The following is a 17,341-nucleotide window of genomic DNA, read 5'->3' on the forward strand; positions in this document are numbered from 1 at the left end:
CAATCCCAACGGATTGTTTTAATTTGCATGAAATCTGCGCAGACGTAGTGCATTGGTTACGACACAGACACTTGAGAAAGCCATGGCTGCACCGGCAAATACCGGTGATAAGAGCGGTCCGCCAAAGGCATATAACAAACCGGCAGCTACCGGGATACCAACCGTATTATAGAAGAAGGCCCAGAATAAATTTTGGTGAATATTGCGAATTACTGCTTTTGATAATTGAATGGCAGTTACGACATCTTGAATACTGTCTTTCATCAAGATGACATCTGCACTTTCGACAGCAACATCGCTTCCACTTCCAATAGCGATTCCTACTTCCGCCTGTGTCAAAGCAACTGCATCATTGATGCCATCCCCTACCATTGCCACACGATGATCCTTCTGATAACGTTTGACCACTTCACCTTTTTCTTGCGGTAGCACATTTGCGATCACTTCATCGATCCCTGCTTGATGCGCAATCGCATGCGCGCTCAACGGATGATCGCCAGTGACCATTACCGGAGTAATTCCTAATTGTTTTAATTCTGTGATCGCTGTTTTCGTATCTGGTTTCAGCTGGTCAGCAATGACGAAGAATGCAATAAATTGTTGATCCATTCCTAATGCAATGACACTGTATCCCAGTTTGGCCTGCTGTTCCATTTCAGATAGATGATGATCATCGATCTTGCAGCCGCTTTGTTCCATCAATTTTTGATTTCCCAAAACGATCGTGTGTTCCTGTAATTGTGCACGCAGTCCAAGACCGCTTAATGTTTCGATATGAGCAAGTGAATCAAACGCGATTCCCTCTTCTTTGCATTTTTCTAATATGGCATGTGCTAAAGGATGTTTGCTGCCTTGTTCCAACATTCCGGCAAGACGCAATGCCTCCTTTTTATCGTCACTGACAATCTGGATAACCTGTGGTTTTCCAACCGTCAATGTGCCTGTCTTGTCCAACAAGATCGTATCGATCTCTCCAGCATTTTCCAATGCCTCGCCGCTTTTCAAGAAAATGCCCAGCTGCGCAGCTTTTCCACTGCCTACCATGATCGCTGTTGGTGTAGCCAAACCGAGAGCACATGGACATGCGATGACCAAGACACTGACGAAAATTTGAATGGATAATCCAATATCTCCCCGTAAGAAATACCATACAAGTCCAGCAACGACCGCTATCGTCATGACTGTTGGTACAAATACGAGCGAAATACGGTCAGCTATCCGCGCAATAGGTGCTTTTTTTCCTTGAGCATCTTCTACTAACTGAATGATATGCGACAAGGTCGTATCCGCCATTTCTTTCGTACAGCGAACAAGCAATCGGCCATCCAGATCGATCGTTCCACCAATGATTTCTTCTCCAGTATGCTTTTTTACCGGCATACTTTCTCCGCTCAGCATGCTTTCATCAATATTTGCATTTCCTTCGGCAATGATCCCATCAATAGGGACATGATCCCCTGGACGCACCAATAACAAATCCCCTACGCTTACTTCCTCAACCTGAATTTCTATTTCTTTTCCATCTTTATATAAAATTGCCGTATCCGGACGCAGCTGCAAGAGCGCCGAGATAGCACCCATGGATTTTTTCTTCGATATCGCTTCCAGATGCTTGCCAAAACGGACCAAGGCCACGACCACACCGGCACCTTCAAAATACAGGGCATGCACCGCATGAATGTTCCCGGAAGCAATCTGAATCAGAGAAAAAACAGAATATGCATACGCACTCAATGTACCGACAGATACTAAAGTATCCATGTTAGGAACACCATGCAGCAATGCCGGTATACCGCGTATATAGAAATCTCTACCTAATAACAAGATGATGGTTGTTAGGACCCATTGAATCAAAGCAAAATTTAACGGATGTGTATTATAATGAATGATATCCGGCAACGGCAATGGAATCGGCAACATGTGCGACATGCCAATATACAATAACAATGCCGCTAAAACCAGCATCGTGATCAACCAAATATTGCTTTCTTTTTTTTCCTCTGCCTGGTTTTGTTTCTGAAGGATTTCTCCATGATATCCGCCTTTTTCAATTGCCGCAAACATCTCGCTTTGTTTTACTTTATGCGGATCGTAGACGACATGCGCCTGCTCATTTACCAAATTGACATTCGCTTCTTTTACGCCATCTAATTTTGACAACATTCTTTCACAAGCAGATGAGCAGCTGGCACAATGCATGCCGTCAATATGAAAGGTCGTTTCTTTCCACTGCGGCACTTGTCTCTCTTTCAAGTGAAATCCGCCTTTTTCAACTGCTTTTTCCCATTCGGAGAAATTCCGGGATCCCAAATAGCGTATGACGACTTGTTCACTCACTAAATTTACTTGTGCATCAACTACACCCTCCTGTTTTTTCAAGATCCGTTCGACGGCTGCACTGCAGGCTGCACAATGCATTCCTTCTACCATAAAAGTTTCCTCTTGCGGATCCTGGATACGTTCAATTGCAAAACCCGCCTTTTCCAAGGCTTTCTTTGCCGGATCCAAAGTCAGGTATCTGGAAGAGGTGATCATAACCTGTTCATTAACCAAATTGACCTGTGCATCCTCCACATCATCTTGTTTTTTTAAGATATTTTCTACTGCACTTGCACATGCGGCACAGTGCATCCCTTTCACACGAAATGTCTCAACCATAGAATACCTCCTATCGTACCAATTTATGGATCAATTGCTCAATTTCCTCCAGTTTTTTATCGTAATCGCTATGATTTTCAATGCTCTCTTTTACACAAGTTTCTAAATGATTCGTCAACACTTGCGCATTTGCTTTTCGCAACAATGCTTCAGTTGCTAAAATCTGATTTGATATATCAATGCAATAACGTCCTTCTTCCATCATCTTGATGATTCCGTCCACTTGTCCTCTTGCTGTTTTTAATAACCGCAATGTATTTTTTCTATTCACATCATTCATGATTGCCTCCTACCCATCCCCCTAGTGGGGTATTAACATATAATAGTATATGTACTTTTTGTTCTTTTGTCAAAGCTTTCGCATCAAAAAACTCGAAGTCAACTGACTTCGAGCATTCGTGATCTCTATTGTTCTGTTCTTTCGTTCTTCACCATTTCCATCTTCATCCGTTTATAATATTTTTTTAAAGCAATGCGTTCATAACATAGAGTAACCAAATTGCTGATTCCATCAAAACATAATAATAATGACAACAAGATACGCTGCATACCATAATCTAATGTAGCCAGCAATAAAATAGCTGATATCAAAATTGCAAACAAAGCACTGGCAAAGATCCAGATCCACCCTGTATCCTTGATGCGAAACAAATTCATGGAATACTGCAAACGAATTGAACTGTCGATGGCAACACATCCTGCGAACACCATTGGATAATTCGATACGATCAATTCCGGTTTTAACCAGACGATCAACCCTGCCATGATGTACAGAGAACCAAAAGCAACCTGCAAATTATGCTTTTCCAAATAATCTTTTCGCAAGAAATAGATAAAAATTGAGAATGCGCCGATCAAGACAATGATCATTCCTAAAATATTGAAAAAAGTCAAAAATTCTTCTCTGGCGACCAGACCGGAAATGATTCCAAACACAATGTAAAATACGGATAAAACAATCAGCTGCCACTTTTCAATACGCATCTTTTTCATAAGCATCCTCCTCTCATTTATTACATCGTATCATAAAAAAGACAGTTCTGCCAATTTTCGATATTATTTCTATGTTTTTTGTGCAGCACGACGATTCATTAGGATCAAAAAAGTAACAGCTCCTAAAATCAAGATACTGCCGAGAACTTTAATGAGCGTCAGTTCTTCATGTAAAAACAAAATACCGCTCACAAAAGATGTCAGTGGCTCAAACATGCATAAGATTGCAGCATCCCCTGCTCCCAGACTGCGAATGCCAATCTGCAACAATCCCATTGCCGTAACCGAAGTAAACAATGCAAACAATGCCATTTTTAAATAGGGCAGCATCTCTGATGGCAACGTAAATTGATTGGTCCCCCAATTATACAGCAAAAGAGACAGTGATACGACAATGGAAAAGTAGAAAGTGATCACAAATGGATGCAATTGATTCAGTCCCGATTTTTCAACCGCCACCATATAGTAAGCAAAGGTAAATCCTGAAGAAAGTGCCAAACTGAAACCAATCATATTGTCTCCGCTTCCGCCTTCCACAAAGCAAGCCACACCGCAGGTAGCACTAATCAAAGCAATTAATTTAATCATCGTCAGATGATCATGAAAAAAGATCACACAGATCAAAGTGATGAAGATCGGATAGAAAAAATGCAAAGTAGTCGCCGTCGCAATCGGAATATAATTGTAGCTTGTATATAACATGACTGCCGTAATGCTTTGTCCTATGATACCTGCTAGTATTAAATGAATCCCTTGACGCAGTGTAATTCGAAATCGGCAGTGCTGTACACGGCATAAGAAAAACAGCGGTATGATTGCAAATAGATTGCGAAAAAAGACCAATGTCGATGAATTGATTCCATCTGCATAAATCAGTTTTGCAAAAGCCGGTGTCACGCCGAATAAAACTGCAGATACGATCGTAAAAAAAGCCCCTTTTGCCCGCATGTATGTCATCCCCTTATATTTTTATTTTAACAGTTTCTTCTTAGATTCTCCAGTTTTGTCTATATTTATAGAACTACTTTATTCTTATTCTGCCAAATTTTGCTATAATATAACCTGAAATGAGGTAAAAGTGTGAATAAAACTGTAAAAAAAAAGCCGACTTAAAAATAAGTAGTAAAAATATCGAAAAAATTTATAAGTTGATTTGAATAGAAGATATATCAATGCCGGATTGTTTCAAAAAGTTTAATGCTTCTTCAACTGTTAGTGATTGTTTGGTATCGGATCGTGGATTCATGAAGGATTCATAATCCGTTGGTTGAAATACTTCGCCTGTTAGGATCATGTGATAGATACTGACCAACATCATGCGTGCGATCGCAATGATGGCTTTCTTGTGACCACGTCGTTTCTTGATATTGGAATACTTTCTTCCAAAATAAGATGTCTTATCTTTGATGGTCGATAAAGCACATTGGACAAGCAGTGGTTTGAGATATTGTCCAGCTTTGGAGATACGAACTGACTTTTTCTTGCCGGCACTTTCGTTGTTGGCAGGAGAAAGTCCAGCCCAACTGACAAGTTGTTTGTCGGATTCAAACTGAGACATATCGATTCCTATTTCAGAGATGATCAGAATGGCCGATAAGGAACTAATTCCTTTTATTTGTGTGATATGCTGGAAAGATTCGCGTAAAGGATAAGCCCGCTTGACCAATTCTGCTTCACATGAATTGATGAGTTGATCCAAGTACTCCATATGATTCAATGATTTTTCCATCTTGAATCGTTGATCCGCTTCGATGTGATAGCCGTGAAGGGAGTCTAGTATCTTATCTTTGTTCTTACAATTTTTGTGAATGAGTTTTAAGATCTTGTCATCATCAATCACGTTTGGCTTCATGACTTCTTTCATGATATTGGAAGCTGTCTTGCCAAAAGGATCGGAGACAACAGAAGCTAATCCGATATTGGAAACGGTCATACAGTTCTGATAACGATTCCGTTCTGAAGAACGCATGCAGACCAGCTTGTATCGGTAACGGGCGATCTCACGCAGTTCTCGGATTTCTTTTGGAGGGATAAACGAGAATTTGATCAGATCATGTTTGAAGAGATCACAGATCCATTTGGAATCTTTCTTATCAGTTTTTTTGCCTTTGATGGCTTTGACATACTTGGGATGAGTTAAATGGACATTGATCTCACCTTCAAGAATGTTGAAGATAGGGATCCAGTATTTACCGGTAGATTCCATGCAGACATCACAACAGTGATAAGAATTCAGCCAATCCTTTAAACGATATAGGTCCGAGTTTAAAGTGGAAAAAGATTGTTGGAAATATTCTGTGATGTTCGACTGTCTATCGGTGATACCAATAGTAGCGACGACCAGATCTTTGTGAACATCCATGCCACAGCAGTTGAAACGAACGATTTTCATTGCCATATAAAAAAGCTCCTTTCATACAAAAGGAGAGGTGGCATTGACTGTCATCAAAGCGAATCGACAACAGTTGATTGAACAATCATAAGTGTCCAGGCTCAAAGTCCTACTTATTTGTGCTTGATATGATGACGGCAACTTATAAAAATACAGGATATTCAATTGAGTAGAATTCCTACTCACCTCCACGTGCTCTGTAGTATACCACCTCTCTTATAGGGTAACACGAAAATAAAGCATGTGGGATTTATTGATGAAATATTTGTGTCCGCGCGACTTTAGGCGCGGGGAAATGGAGGAAAAAATGGAAAAAGAAACAATGGAACAATTACGTGACCGCTTGAACAGCTCTTCTCAATTTCTGCAAAGCAACGATATGCGGGTAATCGAAGTAAGAGAAGGACATGCAAAAGTGGAAATGATCATTGATGAACAGATATTGAATGTGCATGGTTTTGTGCATGGCGGAGCTTTATTTTCGTTAGCGGATACTGCCGCAGGTGCTGCCAGTTTTGCGACCGGAAGAGACAGCGTCACTTTGTCTGCTTCTATCAACTATATCAAGCCCGGTACCGGAGGCAAATTAATCGGTATTGCCCAAGAAATATCGCGCGGCAGAACAACCGGTGTATATGAAGTTTTTATTTTTAATGATCATGAAACATTGCTCTCACGTGCTACCTTTACCATGTTTTTCTTAGATGGCGAACGTCATAAAAAATAATGGTATTATTTTGCTTTGATCATAAAAAACAGCGCAATTATTATATGCGCTGTTTTTTCAATTAAGATTTGAAGGCCCGCTTAAAACGGTCAAAAGGAGATTCATATCCTTTCTTGCTGCGGATGCGTTCATACAATTCTTTTTCTTCATGTGAAAGTTTTGTTGGTATTTCAACACGTACTTCTACATATTCATCACCCTGTGTACCGCGAGGGGACTTGACACCTTTTCCTTTCAAACGGAATTTTGTGCCATGCTGTGTACCAGCCGGGATCGTTAAAGAAACATCTCCATAAACTGTCGGCACATCTACTTTGCAGCCTAGCGTTGCATCAATGGCGCTTACAGGAACACTGATAGAAATATCATAGCCTTCACGCTGGAATACTTTATGCGGAGTGACTAAAATTTCAATATACAGATCACCATTCGGTCCTCCATTGATACCGCGTTCTCCTTTACCGGCTACACGTACCTGCTGTCCGCTTTGAATACCTGCCGGAATCTTGATATCTAGTTTCACACGCTTATGTTCGTAACCTTTTCCATTGCATTTTGTACATTTTCTTGTAATCTTTTTACCTGTACCATGACACTCTGGACAAACGCTTTGCTGTTGTACCACACCAAACATCGTTCTGGATTGTGTCGTTACATAGCCGCTTCCGTTGCAGCGTGAACAAGTATGGATATCGCTTGAGCTGTAAGCTCCCGTTCCATTACATTCTTTGCACTGCTCATCAACTTCGATATTGATCGTCTCTGTCTTGCCAAAGATTGCGTCCATGAAATCAATACGCATCTGCATGAAGCGATCGTTTCCTTTACGCGGTCCGTTGTTGGCCCGGCGATTGCTTTGACCAAATCCGCCGCCAAAGAAAGATCCAAAAATATCTTCAAAGCCGCCAAAGCCAGAGAAGTCTGCACCACCCTGATTGAATCCGCCAAAGCCGGCACCGTCCATACCTGCATGGCCAAATTGATCGTAAGTAGCTCTCTTCTGCGGATCGCTAAGTACTTCATATGCCTCATTGATCTCTTTAAATTTCTCTTCCGCACCCGGTTCCTTATTAATGTCCGGGTGATATTTTTTCGCCATTTTGCGGTATGCTTTTTTGATTTCCTCTTCACTGGCACCTTTGCTTAGACCAAGGACCTCATAATAATCTCTTTTTTCGCTCATCATGGCTCACCTCTCTTACTGTCGATCACAAACCATGTGATCCTTTGCGTTCCTAAGGATACCAGTTCACAGACTATTTTGCAAGCTCTTTTGAACCTTTCTCCTCTTTGTTCTCCATATTACAAAACCTAGCGCAAGCACTAGGATCTGTAATTTCATTGATTTTTATTTCTTTTCTTCGAATTCAGCATCTACATAGTCATCTTTACCGCCGTTGTTATTTGCATCATTGGCTGTATTCTGACCGCCTGCCTGCTGATACATCTGCTGACTTGCTGCCTGCATAGCCTGCTCCAATACTTGCAGCTTGCTTTTGACTTCATCCATGTTATTTTCATCCAAAGCCTTCTGCAGTTCATCGCGCAGTTTCTGTACTTCTTCTTTTTGTTTTGCATCGATCTTATCGCCATTATCAGCTAATGTTGAATCAATCTGTGCAATGAAGCTTTCTGCACGGTTACGTGTTTCGATATCCTCTTTACGTTTCTCGTCTTCAGCTTTATGTTCTTCAGCCTCACGAACCATACGGTCGATCTCTTCATCACTCAATCCGCTTGAATTTTGAATGGTAATGGACTGCTCTTTACCTGTGCCTTTGTCTTTTGCACTAACATGGACGATGCCGTTGACATCGATATCAAATGTTACCTCGATTTGCGGAACACCACGACGTGCTGGCGCAATTCCATCCAATTTGAACATACCCAATTCTTTGTTATCGGCAGCCATTGGACGTTCACCTTGCAATACACGGATATCAACAGCCGGCTGATTATCTGCAGCAGTAGAGAAAATCTGTGATTTGCTTGTTGGAATAGTAGTGTTACGCGGAATCAAGACAGTCATGACACCGCCCATTGTCTCAATACCTAAGCTCAATGGTGTAACATCCAGCAACAATACATCTTTGACATCACCAGAGATAACACCGCCCTGGATCGCAGCACCCATCGCAACAACTTCATCAGGGTTTACAGAATGGTTAGGCTCTTTGCCTAATGCATTCTTTACAGCTTCCTGTACAGCTGGAATACGAGTAGATCCACCTACCAACAATACTTGGTGAATATCATTCTTTGTCAAGCCGGCATCACGCAAAGCGTTGCGAACTGGTTCCATCGTACGATCTACTAGATGTTTTGTCATTTCATCAAATTTTGCACGCGTCAAGCTTGCTTCAAAATGCAATGGTCCGCTTGGTCCAGCAGAGATGAATGGCAGGGAAATCTGTGTCTGCATCATAGATGACAGATCTTTCTTTGCTTTTTCGCCAGCTTCTTTTAAACGCTGCATAGCCATCTTATCACTACGTAAATCAATACCGTTTTCTTTCTTGAATGTATCTACCATCCAGTCAACCAAGACGTTATCAAAATCGTCTCCGCCTAAATGTGTATCACCGTTTGTTGACAATACTTCAAATGTACCGTCTGCCAATTCCAAGATAGAGACATCGAATGTACCTCCACCTAAGTCATAAACCAATACTTTTTGTTCAGCTTCTGTTTTATCGATACCATATGCCAACGCAGCCGCAGTTGGTTCGTTGATGATACGTTCTACTTCCAAACCAGCAATCTTACCTGCATCTTTTGTTGCTTGACGCTGTGCATCATTGAAGTAAGCTGGTACAGTGATGACTGCTTTATCTACTTTTTCTCCCAGATAATCTTCTGCATATGCTTTCAGATACTGCAGGATCATCGCACTGATTTCCTGCGGTGTATACTGCTTTCCTTCCATTTCAACTTTTTCATTTGTACCCATCAAACGTTTGATGGAAGAAATGGTATTCTTATTTGTCACTGCCTGACGTTTTGCGGCATCACCGACAATACGTTCTCCATTTTTATATGCTACAACAGATGGTGTTGTCCGGTTTCCTTCCGGATTTGTGATTACCTTGCACTCTTTACCTTCCATGACTGCTACACAAGAGTTTGTTGTACCTAAGTCAATACCAATAATCTTACTCATAATGATTCCTCCTTGCTTATTCGCTCACTTTGACCAATGCAGCTCTTAATACACGGTCTTTCAACATATATCCCTTTTGAAGCACCTCTACGACCATGCCGCTTTCCACACCTTCTACAGGTTCCTGCATCAATGCTTGATGCACATTGTGATCAAACGGCTTGTTGAGAGCTTCAATTTCCTTCACGCCTTCTTTTTCCAAAACATTGACCAGCTGATCATGGATCATCTGGAAACCTTTTACATAATTTTGAATATTTTCATCATCGCTTTGCACAGCCAATGCACGTTCCATCGAATCCAAGATCGGCAGCAGTTCCAAAGCTATGCTTTGAATTCGATATTTACGTGTCGTCTCTGCTTCGCTCTGCAGACGTTTACGCAGATTTTCTGTATCTGCATATGCTTTGTAATATGCATTTTTTTGTTTGGCAACCTCTTCTTCCAATTCGCTGATCTTCTTTTCTAATTCAGCAACCTTGTCTTTCTTGAAGAGTTTCTTTTCTTTCTTGTTATCTTTTGCGGATGTTTCTGACGTCTCTTTTGTTTCTGCTGTTTCTGTATTCTCTTCCACGTTCACATCTTCTGTCGATGTTTCCGTTTCCTTATTCATTTCTTTTTCTTCCTGCACGCGAATCCCTCCTATTCTTCTTTTTTGTAAAGATCCTCGATCACTTTGCTCATATATTCCATCAAAGCAACGACTCGATTGTACTGCATGCGCGTTGGTCCAATGATCATCAGCTGTCCCTCTTCATCTTTTGACAAGTGGAACTTGCTGGAGACAACTGCCATATCATCTACCTGAATCAGCTCATTATCACCGCCGATTTCAATGGCCACATTTCCTTCATGATTGGCCAGCTGGCGAAACAGCGAACTGTCTTCCAAGACCTTCATCACTTCCCGCAGTTTATTGATATCTGCAAATTCCGGCTGATAAAGCATATTGCTTTGTCCGCTGCAATACACCTTGTCACTGGCAAACTTCATAAAGGCTGATACAAAAGCTTCAAACAATACTTCATGACGTGTAACCTGAGCCGCCAGCAGCGGTTCAAGCTCTTTCATCTTTTCAACGACATCTTTGATCGGCGTACCGCTCAATTTATCATTGAGCAGATCCGTACAGGTCTTCAGATCTTTCAAGCTTACATCTGTTTCAAAATGGAACGTCTTGTTCTCAGTGTGCCCATGATCGGTAATAAAGATGGCAACTGCACTTCGACTGGAAATAGGAACCAGTTGAATGTGCTGCAATGTTTGATACTTGCTTTCCGGACCCAAGACGACTGATGTCAGATGGGTCATCTGCGACAGAATATCACAGCTTTTCTTGACAATCTCGTCCATGGAATAATGGCGTTCGCTGAACACCTGCTGTAAAGAATATTTGACATTGCTGTCCAACTCTTTTTCCATCAAATGTTCAACATAGAACCGATACCCTTTTCTGCTAGGGATACGTCCACTGGAGGTATGTGTCTTTTCCAGCAGACCGACGTCTTCCAGGACTGCCATTTCATTACGAATGGTTGCACTGGAACATTGAAAGTCCAGAAGGTTCATCAACGTCTTTGAGCCGACCGGCTCTGCCGTTCTTGTAAACTCATCAACGATTGCTTTAAAGATGGCAATCTGCCGTTGTGTCAGCATCACGCTCACTCCCTTCTCTAGCACTCATCCCTTACGTCTGCTAACAGTATATTCCTAATTTTTAGCACTGTCAACACTTTAGTGCTAAAAATTGAAATTTTCTCCTTTTTTTTAAAATTCATGCAAGAAAATCCCCTCTTATTTTGTATATAAGATGAAGGAGGATAAAGTTATGAAAAAGCAAATGATTCTTTGGTTATGTGCCTGCGTTCTCATCCTATTTGGTTGTCAGGCAGACGACTCGACAACCATCTCTTTAAAAAGTGCCGTTCTATCTTGTGACCAGGAAGAAATCACGACGACAGAATCAGCAGAAATCACTTATAAAATCGATCCGGAAAGTGTACGATTAGATGAAGACTGTTTTTATGCAAATGGCGGAGAAATTACATTACAAGACAACTCCATTCTTTTTCAAAGCAAAGAACCTGGAACTTATGAAATCTTTTTGAGCAAAGACGATATCAAAAGCAATACCATCACTATTCAAGTAATAGAAAAAGACTCTGCAGCTGATTTGACAAAGCCGTCAATAAGCGATGAGGCAAAAGATGTGGAAGCGCAAGAAGTTGTGCCCCAAAATGCACCAAGCAACCTTGATTATTTTTTCGAAAATGCACAAGCTTATCTAGATACTTCTGTCCCGGTATGGGTACAGGGCGATTTGCCGCAAGCACAAATAGCAGATGAGGATGGAACGATGCAAACGATTTTGTACAATGATGATCATACTCGTTATGTCATTTTAAAAGGGGAAGTCGACATTGGCAGCTGCAGAGCAGCAGTAAGCGGTTTATTAAGCAAAGATGCGAACGGCCATTACGTGATCGATGTTGACACCATCCAGCAAATCAAATAAAGTAAGCCTTGAAAGAAGGGGAGATTTGTGATTCCACAACAGGAAATAGAAAGAGTCGTAAAACAATACAGCGACTCTTTGCTGCGTTTAGCACTCCATCATGTTCATGAAACGGCACAGGCGCAGGATATCGTACAAGATGTATTTCTTCAATATATCAAGCATAATGAATCTTTCGCCAATATGCAGCATGAAAAAGCTTGGCTGTTTCGTGTAACGATCAATCAATGCAAGAAATACCATCTCCATTGGTGGCAGAAAAAAAGAAGTGAATTTCCCATATCTGCGGCGATAGATAAAAAAGAAATTGAGTACAGCTTGTTAGCGGAGATACGCAAACTGCCTGGCAAGCAAAGCAATGCAATCTATTTCTATTATTATGAAGAAATGAGCATTAAAGAAATCGCCGGTATGCTTCATACAAAAGAAGGCACGGTTGCTTCTTGGTTATCGCGCGGCAGAAAAAATTTAAAACAGCGTTTGGAGAAAGGAGGAAAGCTTGAATGATCGAACAATATAAAAAAGAGGTATCTCAAATTGTTGCCAGTGAAACATTTCAACAGCAGCTGATCCATGCAATGGCAGAAAAGCAGCAAACAAAGCATGATGTAAATTGGAGACCGGTCATTATTTATCTATGCATTTTCTTCTTATGTCTTTCATCCATCTTTCTATATCAATTTATTTATCCACATCCGGCACAGCTGCAAGTGCTCGATCTTAGCCCTCCGACAAATGACACACCTGCTTTCTCCTATCCGCTCGGAGGATTTGGCACCATCGGTACATTAGGCAATGATCCAAATCTATTTCATCATAATCATCCATACCCAATCAAAGAAAATGAGACATTGCCTGTCTATGCAAACCTTTATGCAAACGATGACCCTTACCTTAGCAACTATCCAGATGATGAAATGCTTCCTGTCTTAGAAGAGATGGCAAAACGTCTGCATATCCAGAATTACACGATTCAACACTTTGATGATCCAAATGTCAATCGTTTTTTAATAAATTCAAATGTATATCTGCAATGTGATCAAGGAAAACTGATCTTATTCACCAAAAATACTGCCTACTTCATGATTGATGAAGATATCAGTATCGATCTTGGAGGAGATACACAAGAAGAAGTTCTTGCAAAGGTCCAATCATTTTTGAAACAACAAGCTTTTATTCAGATTGAGGATCCATGGATCGACGTCACTTTATTGAATCAACTTGGAGAGGATAAACAATGGAATATCTATGTCAGTGAAAAGAAAAAGCAGGCAAAGGATACTTTTATTGAACAGCAGTTTCACAGCTTTGTTCTTACAACCGATCATCAAGGCCGTTTGCAACATATCGCTTGTTATGATATTGATACATCTTCCCCTATCGGCTCATATCCAGTCAAAACAGAACAAGAAGCTATCAATGATCTAAAGGCGGGGATGTACTACCCTTCTTATCAGCCTGAAGTAGAACAAAACGCAGCTATAGCCTATAGCGAGATCGTCTATGATACCATTGCCGGCAATGCCTATTATCTGCCCTATTACAAGTTTTATGTATTGCAGAACGCCGGTGATGAACAATATTATTCTGCCTACTATGTAATCGCCATTCAAAACAAATATATCCAAACTACAAAAGCTGAAGGATGACCTCCAGCTTTTTTAATGTTTTTGAAAAGTTGCATGTGCAATCAATCGATACAATACAACACTGATCAATAATGCAAAAAGGAATGCCGACGGGAACTGGGAAGGTACCTGCGCCAATTGCGTAAGATGCAGCAAAGACGGGAACACGATGACGGCAAAGAAGAAGCCGGCAGCCATGCAGATACAGACAAAGATACGTAATGGATTCATCGGGATCAGCGAACGGATGACCGCAAGCATCGATAAGACAGCCACCACAAAATAAAGTGTATTCTGCCAGTTATCTGCTCTATTTTGCACCATCAGCAGGAACAATGTACATACGACAGCAGCAGCAAACGGGAATGCACGTCGCATCACTGTTGACAAGAAGCGTCCATGTACTTTGTTTGGATCAGGTTCCAGCATCGTTAAGAAAGATGGAACTGCCTCAATCATCAAATCGATCAATGTAACCTGGATCGGAATGAATGGAAACGGCATATTCATCAAGACACAAATGATCGATACTGCAATGGAATACAATGTCTTGATGAAGAAGATGCCGGCAACACGCGTTACATTATTAACCACGCGTCTGCCCTCCAGCAATACAGAAGGCAGTTCGCCAAAATCAGATTCCAGCAAAACGACCTGCGACATCTGTTTGACGGCGTCGCTTCCTGCTGCAACCGCAATGGAACAATCTGCCTGCTGCAAAGCTAACATGTCATTGACACCGTCGCCGGTCATGGCAACCGTATGACCGCCTTTTTGCAACATGCTTACGATCTGTTTTTTCTGTTTTGGCGTCACTCTGCCGAATACAGAATGCCGGTTTACAAAGTCCTCGTTCAATTCTTCCTCTGTGACATTGCTCATATCTACACAGCGTTGATAATCGACAAAGCCTGCTTTTCTGGCAATAGCAGACACCGCTTTGACATGGTCACCGGAGATGATCTTGATGTCTACTCCTTCTTTGCGGAAATAATCCAAAGTCTTATTGACATCTTTACGCAGAACATCGCTTAAAACGAAAGCCATTAAAGGTGTTGCATGAACTTCCTGCTCTTTTGACGGCTTTTGATCACTCTTGGCCAAGATCAAGATACGGCTACCGGTTTCCATTTCTTGCTCTAATTCGGATGGCAACTCTTTCATCAGACGATCCGGCGCTCCTAAAAATAAAGTCCCATAGCCTTCAAAGTGCATCGCTCCCCACTTGCGAACCGAAGAAAAAGCAATTTTCTGCTGCGGACGATATGCAGCAGATGGAACAAACGCCCTGCACAGCGCCTGATAAGTTTCATTGTTATCATCACTATAATGCAAATAAGATGCAAAATAAGCTTGATCCTGCTCGGTAATTTCCCCTAAATCAAGGATCCGCTCCACTTTCATCTTACCGGTCGTGATCGTACCGGTCTTATCCAAACAAAGGGTATCCACATAAGCAAGAGATTCCAAAGAGTACAGGTTTTGGATCAGTACTTTTCGTTTTGCTAATTTTGTTGTTCCGGCAGCTAAACTGACGCTGATCAGCAATACCAATCCTTTGGGCAGCATACCTAATAACCCGGCTGCACTTCCCACGATCGCATTGTATAAATCATTATGGCGCAGCAGCAAAGCTTCAACAAATAACAAGATTCCTAACGGAATGATCATCAAAGTCGTCACTCTGGTAACTTTGCGCATCGCATCCAGCAATTGAGAATGCAATCCCTTTCCAGAGCGGATTTCCGCCGTGACCTTCGACACATAATTTTGAGCACCGACATGCTCTACACAAGCCAGACATTTTCCGCTGATGATGCTGCTGCCGGATAAAAGATGATCACCTGTCTGCTTATTAATCGGATCAGACTCTCCAGTTAACAAAGATTCATTTACTTCACTTTCACCTTCAACGATAAGCGCATCACAGCAAATCTGCTGTCCGCTTTCCAACACCATCACATCATCCTGCACGACCTGTTCAATTGGTATCTGTATTTCTTTTCCATCACGAATAACCGTTGCTTTGGGCACGATCAACAACGAGAGCTCATCCACCATCTTTTTCGCACGCAGCTCTTGTACGATACCGATGATCAGATTTAACAAAATGATTGCTATAAAAACCATATTGGACCAAGCTCCAACAAAAGCCAAGGCAATTGCAATCAGAAAATTCAACAAATTGAACAATGTACAAATATTTTCTCTGAATATCTGTGACGTTGTTTTCGAGGCAGAAGGCGGCAATGTATTTTGTTGTCCTTTGGCGATGCGCTCCTCTACTTGTTGTTTCGTCAACCCATATTGGCTCATGGTTTCCGCTCCTTTCACAATCATTCTATCTATAACTTCCACACCTTATCATATCCGCTTTTAACAGTCAACAAACATCCCGTGAATTTATTTGATTTTCCTTCTTTTTCCCTTCTTTTTCCCGCAGCAGGCAATTTACGATATAATAAGAGAAACGAGGTGAAACAATGAAACAAGTGATTTTTCAGGAAAGCCATACATTTTGTACTGGCTGTACATTACGAGATCCTTCTTTACCGCTTGAGGGGTCGATGGCACTTCATACAACTACCCAAACAGAGATGATCTTGCAAAACAGAGCAGCATGCAGCAAAGCTCTTCATATACCAATGGAACATTGGTGCTTAGCACAACAGACACACAGTGCACATGCGCAAGAAGTTTTTGAAACAGATAAAGGAAAAGGGGCATATTCGATGCAGGATGCTTTCCCTTGCTGCGATGCCCTTTATACAAAAGAAAAGCAGATCCTTATTGGCGTATTTACTGCAGATTGTGTTCCCATCATCCTCTATGATCCATCCTCTCATTATATTGCAGCGATCCATAGCGGCTGGCCTGGCACTGTAAAACAAATCACTGCCCATACGCTGAAGCAATTAATAAAAAAAGGACTGGACCCTAAAACTACCCGTGTCTGGATCGGACCTTGCATCCATCAGTCCTCTTTTCAAATACGGCAGGATGTTATCGAGCAAATACGATCGCTCCCTTTTGATACGACTCCCTATCTGCAATTCCAAGCGGATGGAAGCGCCTTGTGTGACAATGTCGGACTGAATATCCATATGCTAAAATCCTTTCAAATCCCGCAAGAAAATATCTGGGTTTCTCCAACAGATACTTTTATCGAAAAAAACGATTGCTTTTCATATCGAAGAGATCATACGACCTGCCGCCATTTTTCTTATATTTATTTCAAATAATAAAGTGAGCCGGATCTTTATGATAG

Annotated in this window: 15 protein-coding genes; 5 read left to right on the top strand and 10 right to left on the bottom strand. The window is 41.4% G+C overall.

Going from position 1 to position 17,341, the window contains the following annotated elements:
* Positions 1–18 precede the first annotated feature (18 nt).
* The 5 genes from BQ9859_RS09600 to BQ9859_RS09620 all read right to left on the bottom strand — a co-directional run bounded on the left by BQ9859_RS09600 (position 19) and on the right by BQ9859_RS09620 (position 6,049).
* Positions 19–2,658 carry a heavy metal translocating P-type ATPase gene (locus BQ9859_RS09600; protein WP_075877944.1) on the bottom strand — a complete coding sequence of 880 codons (2,640 nt, stop codon included), beginning with the start codon at positions 2,656–2,658 and terminating at the stop codon, positions 19–21.
* Positions 2,659–2,668: 10 nt separating this feature from the next.
* Positions 2,669–2,938 carry a metal-sensing transcriptional repressor gene (locus BQ9859_RS09605; protein WP_075877945.1) on the bottom strand — a complete coding sequence of 90 codons (270 nt, stop codon included), beginning with the start codon at positions 2,936–2,938 and terminating at the stop codon, positions 2,669–2,671.
* Between the two features lie 125 nt (positions 2,939–3,063).
* Complete coding sequence (locus tag BQ9859_RS09610) at positions 3,064–3,651, bottom strand: DUF308 domain-containing protein (protein WP_083662829.1); 588 nt, start codon at positions 3,649–3,651, stop codon at positions 3,064–3,066.
* 69 nt (positions 3,652–3,720) lie between these two features.
* Positions 3,721–4,599 (bottom strand): DMT family transporter, encoded by an 879-nt coding sequence (locus tag BQ9859_RS09615; protein WP_075877946.1) that lies wholly within the window; start codon positions 4,597–4,599, stop codon positions 3,721–3,723.
* Between the two features lie 193 nt (positions 4,600–4,792).
* Positions 4,793–6,049, bottom strand: coding sequence for an IS110 family RNA-guided transposase (locus BQ9859_RS09620; RefSeq protein WP_075876486.1), 1,257 nt, complete (start codon positions 6,047–6,049; stop codon positions 4,793–4,795).
* Between the two features lie 316 nt (positions 6,050–6,365).
* Between BQ9859_RS09620 and BQ9859_RS09625 the strand changes: the two genes are divergently transcribed.
* Positions 6,366–6,770, top strand: coding sequence for a PaaI family thioesterase (locus BQ9859_RS09625; RefSeq protein WP_202613487.1), 405 nt, complete (start codon positions 6,366–6,368; stop codon positions 6,768–6,770).
* 61 nt (positions 6,771–6,831) lie between these two features.
* On the opposite strand, the gene dnaJ is transcribed toward BQ9859_RS09625, so the two are convergent.
* The 4 genes from dnaJ to hrcA form a co-directional block, all read right to left on the bottom strand.
* On the bottom strand, positions 6,832–7,953 hold the full coding sequence (gene dnaJ / locus BQ9859_RS09630) for a molecular chaperone DnaJ (RefSeq protein ID WP_075877948.1): 1,122 nt from the start codon (positions 7,951–7,953) through the stop codon (positions 6,832–6,834).
* 165 nt (positions 7,954–8,118) lie between these two features.
* Positions 8,119–9,930: a molecular chaperone DnaK gene (gene dnaK, locus BQ9859_RS09635; protein ID WP_075877949.1), complete on the bottom strand. Its 1,812-nt coding sequence runs from the start codon at positions 9,928–9,930 to the stop codon at positions 8,119–8,121.
* A gap of 16 nt (positions 9,931–9,946) precedes the next feature.
* On the bottom strand, positions 9,947–10,561 hold the full coding sequence (gene grpE, locus BQ9859_RS09640; protein WP_075877950.1) for a nucleotide exchange factor GrpE: 615 nt from the start codon (positions 10,559–10,561) through the stop codon (positions 9,947–9,949).
* 11 nt (positions 10,562–10,572) lie between these two features.
* The gene (hrcA, locus tag BQ9859_RS09645; protein WP_075877951.1) at positions 10,573–11,586 is read right to left on the bottom strand and encodes a heat-inducible transcriptional repressor HrcA; all 1,014 of its coding nucleotides are present in this window, start codon (positions 11,584–11,586) and stop codon (positions 10,573–10,575) included.
* Between the two features lie 172 nt (positions 11,587–11,758).
* Between hrcA and BQ9859_RS09650 the strand changes: the two genes are divergently transcribed.
* From BQ9859_RS09650 to BQ9859_RS09660, 3 genes are read left to right on the top strand one after another with little or no spacing between them, the layout of a single operon-like run.
* On the top strand, positions 11,759–12,445 hold the full coding sequence (locus BQ9859_RS09650; protein ID WP_075877952.1) for a hypothetical protein: 687 nt from the start codon (positions 11,759–11,761) through the stop codon (positions 12,443–12,445).
* A gap of 27 nt (positions 12,446–12,472) precedes the next feature.
* Complete coding sequence (locus BQ9859_RS09655; RefSeq protein WP_083662833.1) at positions 12,473–12,952, top strand: RNA polymerase sigma factor; 480 nt, start codon at positions 12,473–12,475, stop codon at positions 12,950–12,952.
* Positions 12,949–14,094: a hypothetical protein gene (locus BQ9859_RS09660; RefSeq protein WP_075877953.1), complete on the top strand. Its 1,146-nt coding sequence runs from the start codon at positions 12,949–12,951 to the stop codon at positions 14,092–14,094. The genes BQ9859_RS09655 and BQ9859_RS09660 overlap by 4 nt, the downstream gene beginning before the upstream one ends.
* A 12-nt stretch (positions 14,095–14,106) precedes the next feature.
* Here BQ9859_RS09660 and BQ9859_RS09665 read toward each other — a convergent pair whose 3' ends face one another.
* A complete protein-coding gene (locus BQ9859_RS09665; protein WP_075877954.1) occupies positions 14,107–16,389 on the bottom strand; it encodes an HAD-IC family P-type ATPase in 2,283 nt (760 codons plus the stop codon).
* A gap of 167 nt (positions 16,390–16,556) precedes the next feature.
* Here BQ9859_RS09665 and pgeF point away from each other — a divergent pair, with 167 nt between their 5' ends.
* Positions 16,557–17,315, top strand: coding sequence for a peptidoglycan editing factor PgeF (gene pgeF, locus BQ9859_RS09670; protein WP_075877955.1), 759 nt, complete (start codon positions 16,557–16,559; stop codon positions 17,313–17,315).
* Positions 17,316–17,341 lie beyond the last annotated feature (26 nt).

It is taken from the genome of Merdibacter massiliensis (assembly GCF_900155395.1).
GTDB classification, from domain to species: domain Bacteria; phylum Bacillota_I; class Bacilli_A; order Erysipelotrichales; family Erysipelotrichaceae; genus Merdibacter; species Merdibacter massiliensis.

What these genes read in the sequence shown, in the direction of transcription:
- pgeF (WP_075877955.1), top strand. Translation starts at nt 16,557, where the DNA reads ATGAAACAAGTGATTTTTCAGGAAAGCCATACATTTTGTACTGGCTGT.
- BQ9859_RS09610 (WP_083662829.1), bottom strand. Translation starts at nt 3,651, where the DNA reads ATGAAAAAGATGCGTATTGAAAAGTGGCAGCTGATTGTTTTATCCGTA.
- BQ9859_RS09620 (WP_075876486.1), bottom strand. Translation starts at nt 6,049, where the DNA reads ATGGCAATGAAAATCGTTCGTTTCAACTGCTGTGGCATGGATGTTCAC.
- BQ9859_RS09660 (WP_075877953.1), top strand. Translation starts at nt 12,949, where the DNA reads ATGATCGAACAATATAAAAAAGAGGTATCTCAAATTGTTGCCAGTGAA.
- BQ9859_RS09650 (WP_075877952.1), top strand. Translation starts at nt 11,759, where the DNA reads ATGAAAAAGCAAATGATTCTTTGGTTATGTGCCTGCGTTCTCATCCTA.
- dnaK (WP_075877949.1), bottom strand. Translation starts at nt 9,930, where the DNA reads ATGAGTAAGATTATTGGTATTGACTTAGGTACAACAAACTCTTGTGTA.
- hrcA (WP_075877951.1), bottom strand. Translation starts at nt 11,586, where the DNA reads ATGCTGACACAACGGCAGATTGCCATCTTTAAAGCAATCGTTGATGAG.
- BQ9859_RS09625 (WP_202613487.1), top strand. Translation starts at nt 6,366, where the DNA reads ATGGAACAATTACGTGACCGCTTGAACAGCTCTTCTCAATTTCTGCAA.
- BQ9859_RS09605 (WP_075877945.1), bottom strand. Translation starts at nt 2,938, where the DNA reads ATGAATGATGTGAATAGAAAAAATACATTGCGGTTATTAAAAACAGCA.
- BQ9859_RS09615 (WP_075877946.1), bottom strand. Translation starts at nt 4,599, where the DNA reads ATGCGGGCAAAAGGGGCTTTTTTTACGATCGTATCTGCAGTTTTATTC.
- BQ9859_RS09600 (WP_075877944.1), bottom strand. Translation starts at nt 2,658, where the DNA reads ATGGTTGAGACATTTCGTGTGAAAGGGATGCACTGTGCCGCATGTGCA.
- dnaJ (WP_075877948.1), bottom strand. Translation starts at nt 7,953, where the DNA reads ATGAGCGAAAAAAGAGATTATTATGAGGTCCTTGGTCTAAGCAAAGGT.
- BQ9859_RS09665 (WP_075877954.1), bottom strand. Translation starts at nt 16,389, where the DNA reads ATGAGCCAATATGGGTTGACGAAACAACAAGTAGAGGAGCGCATCGCC.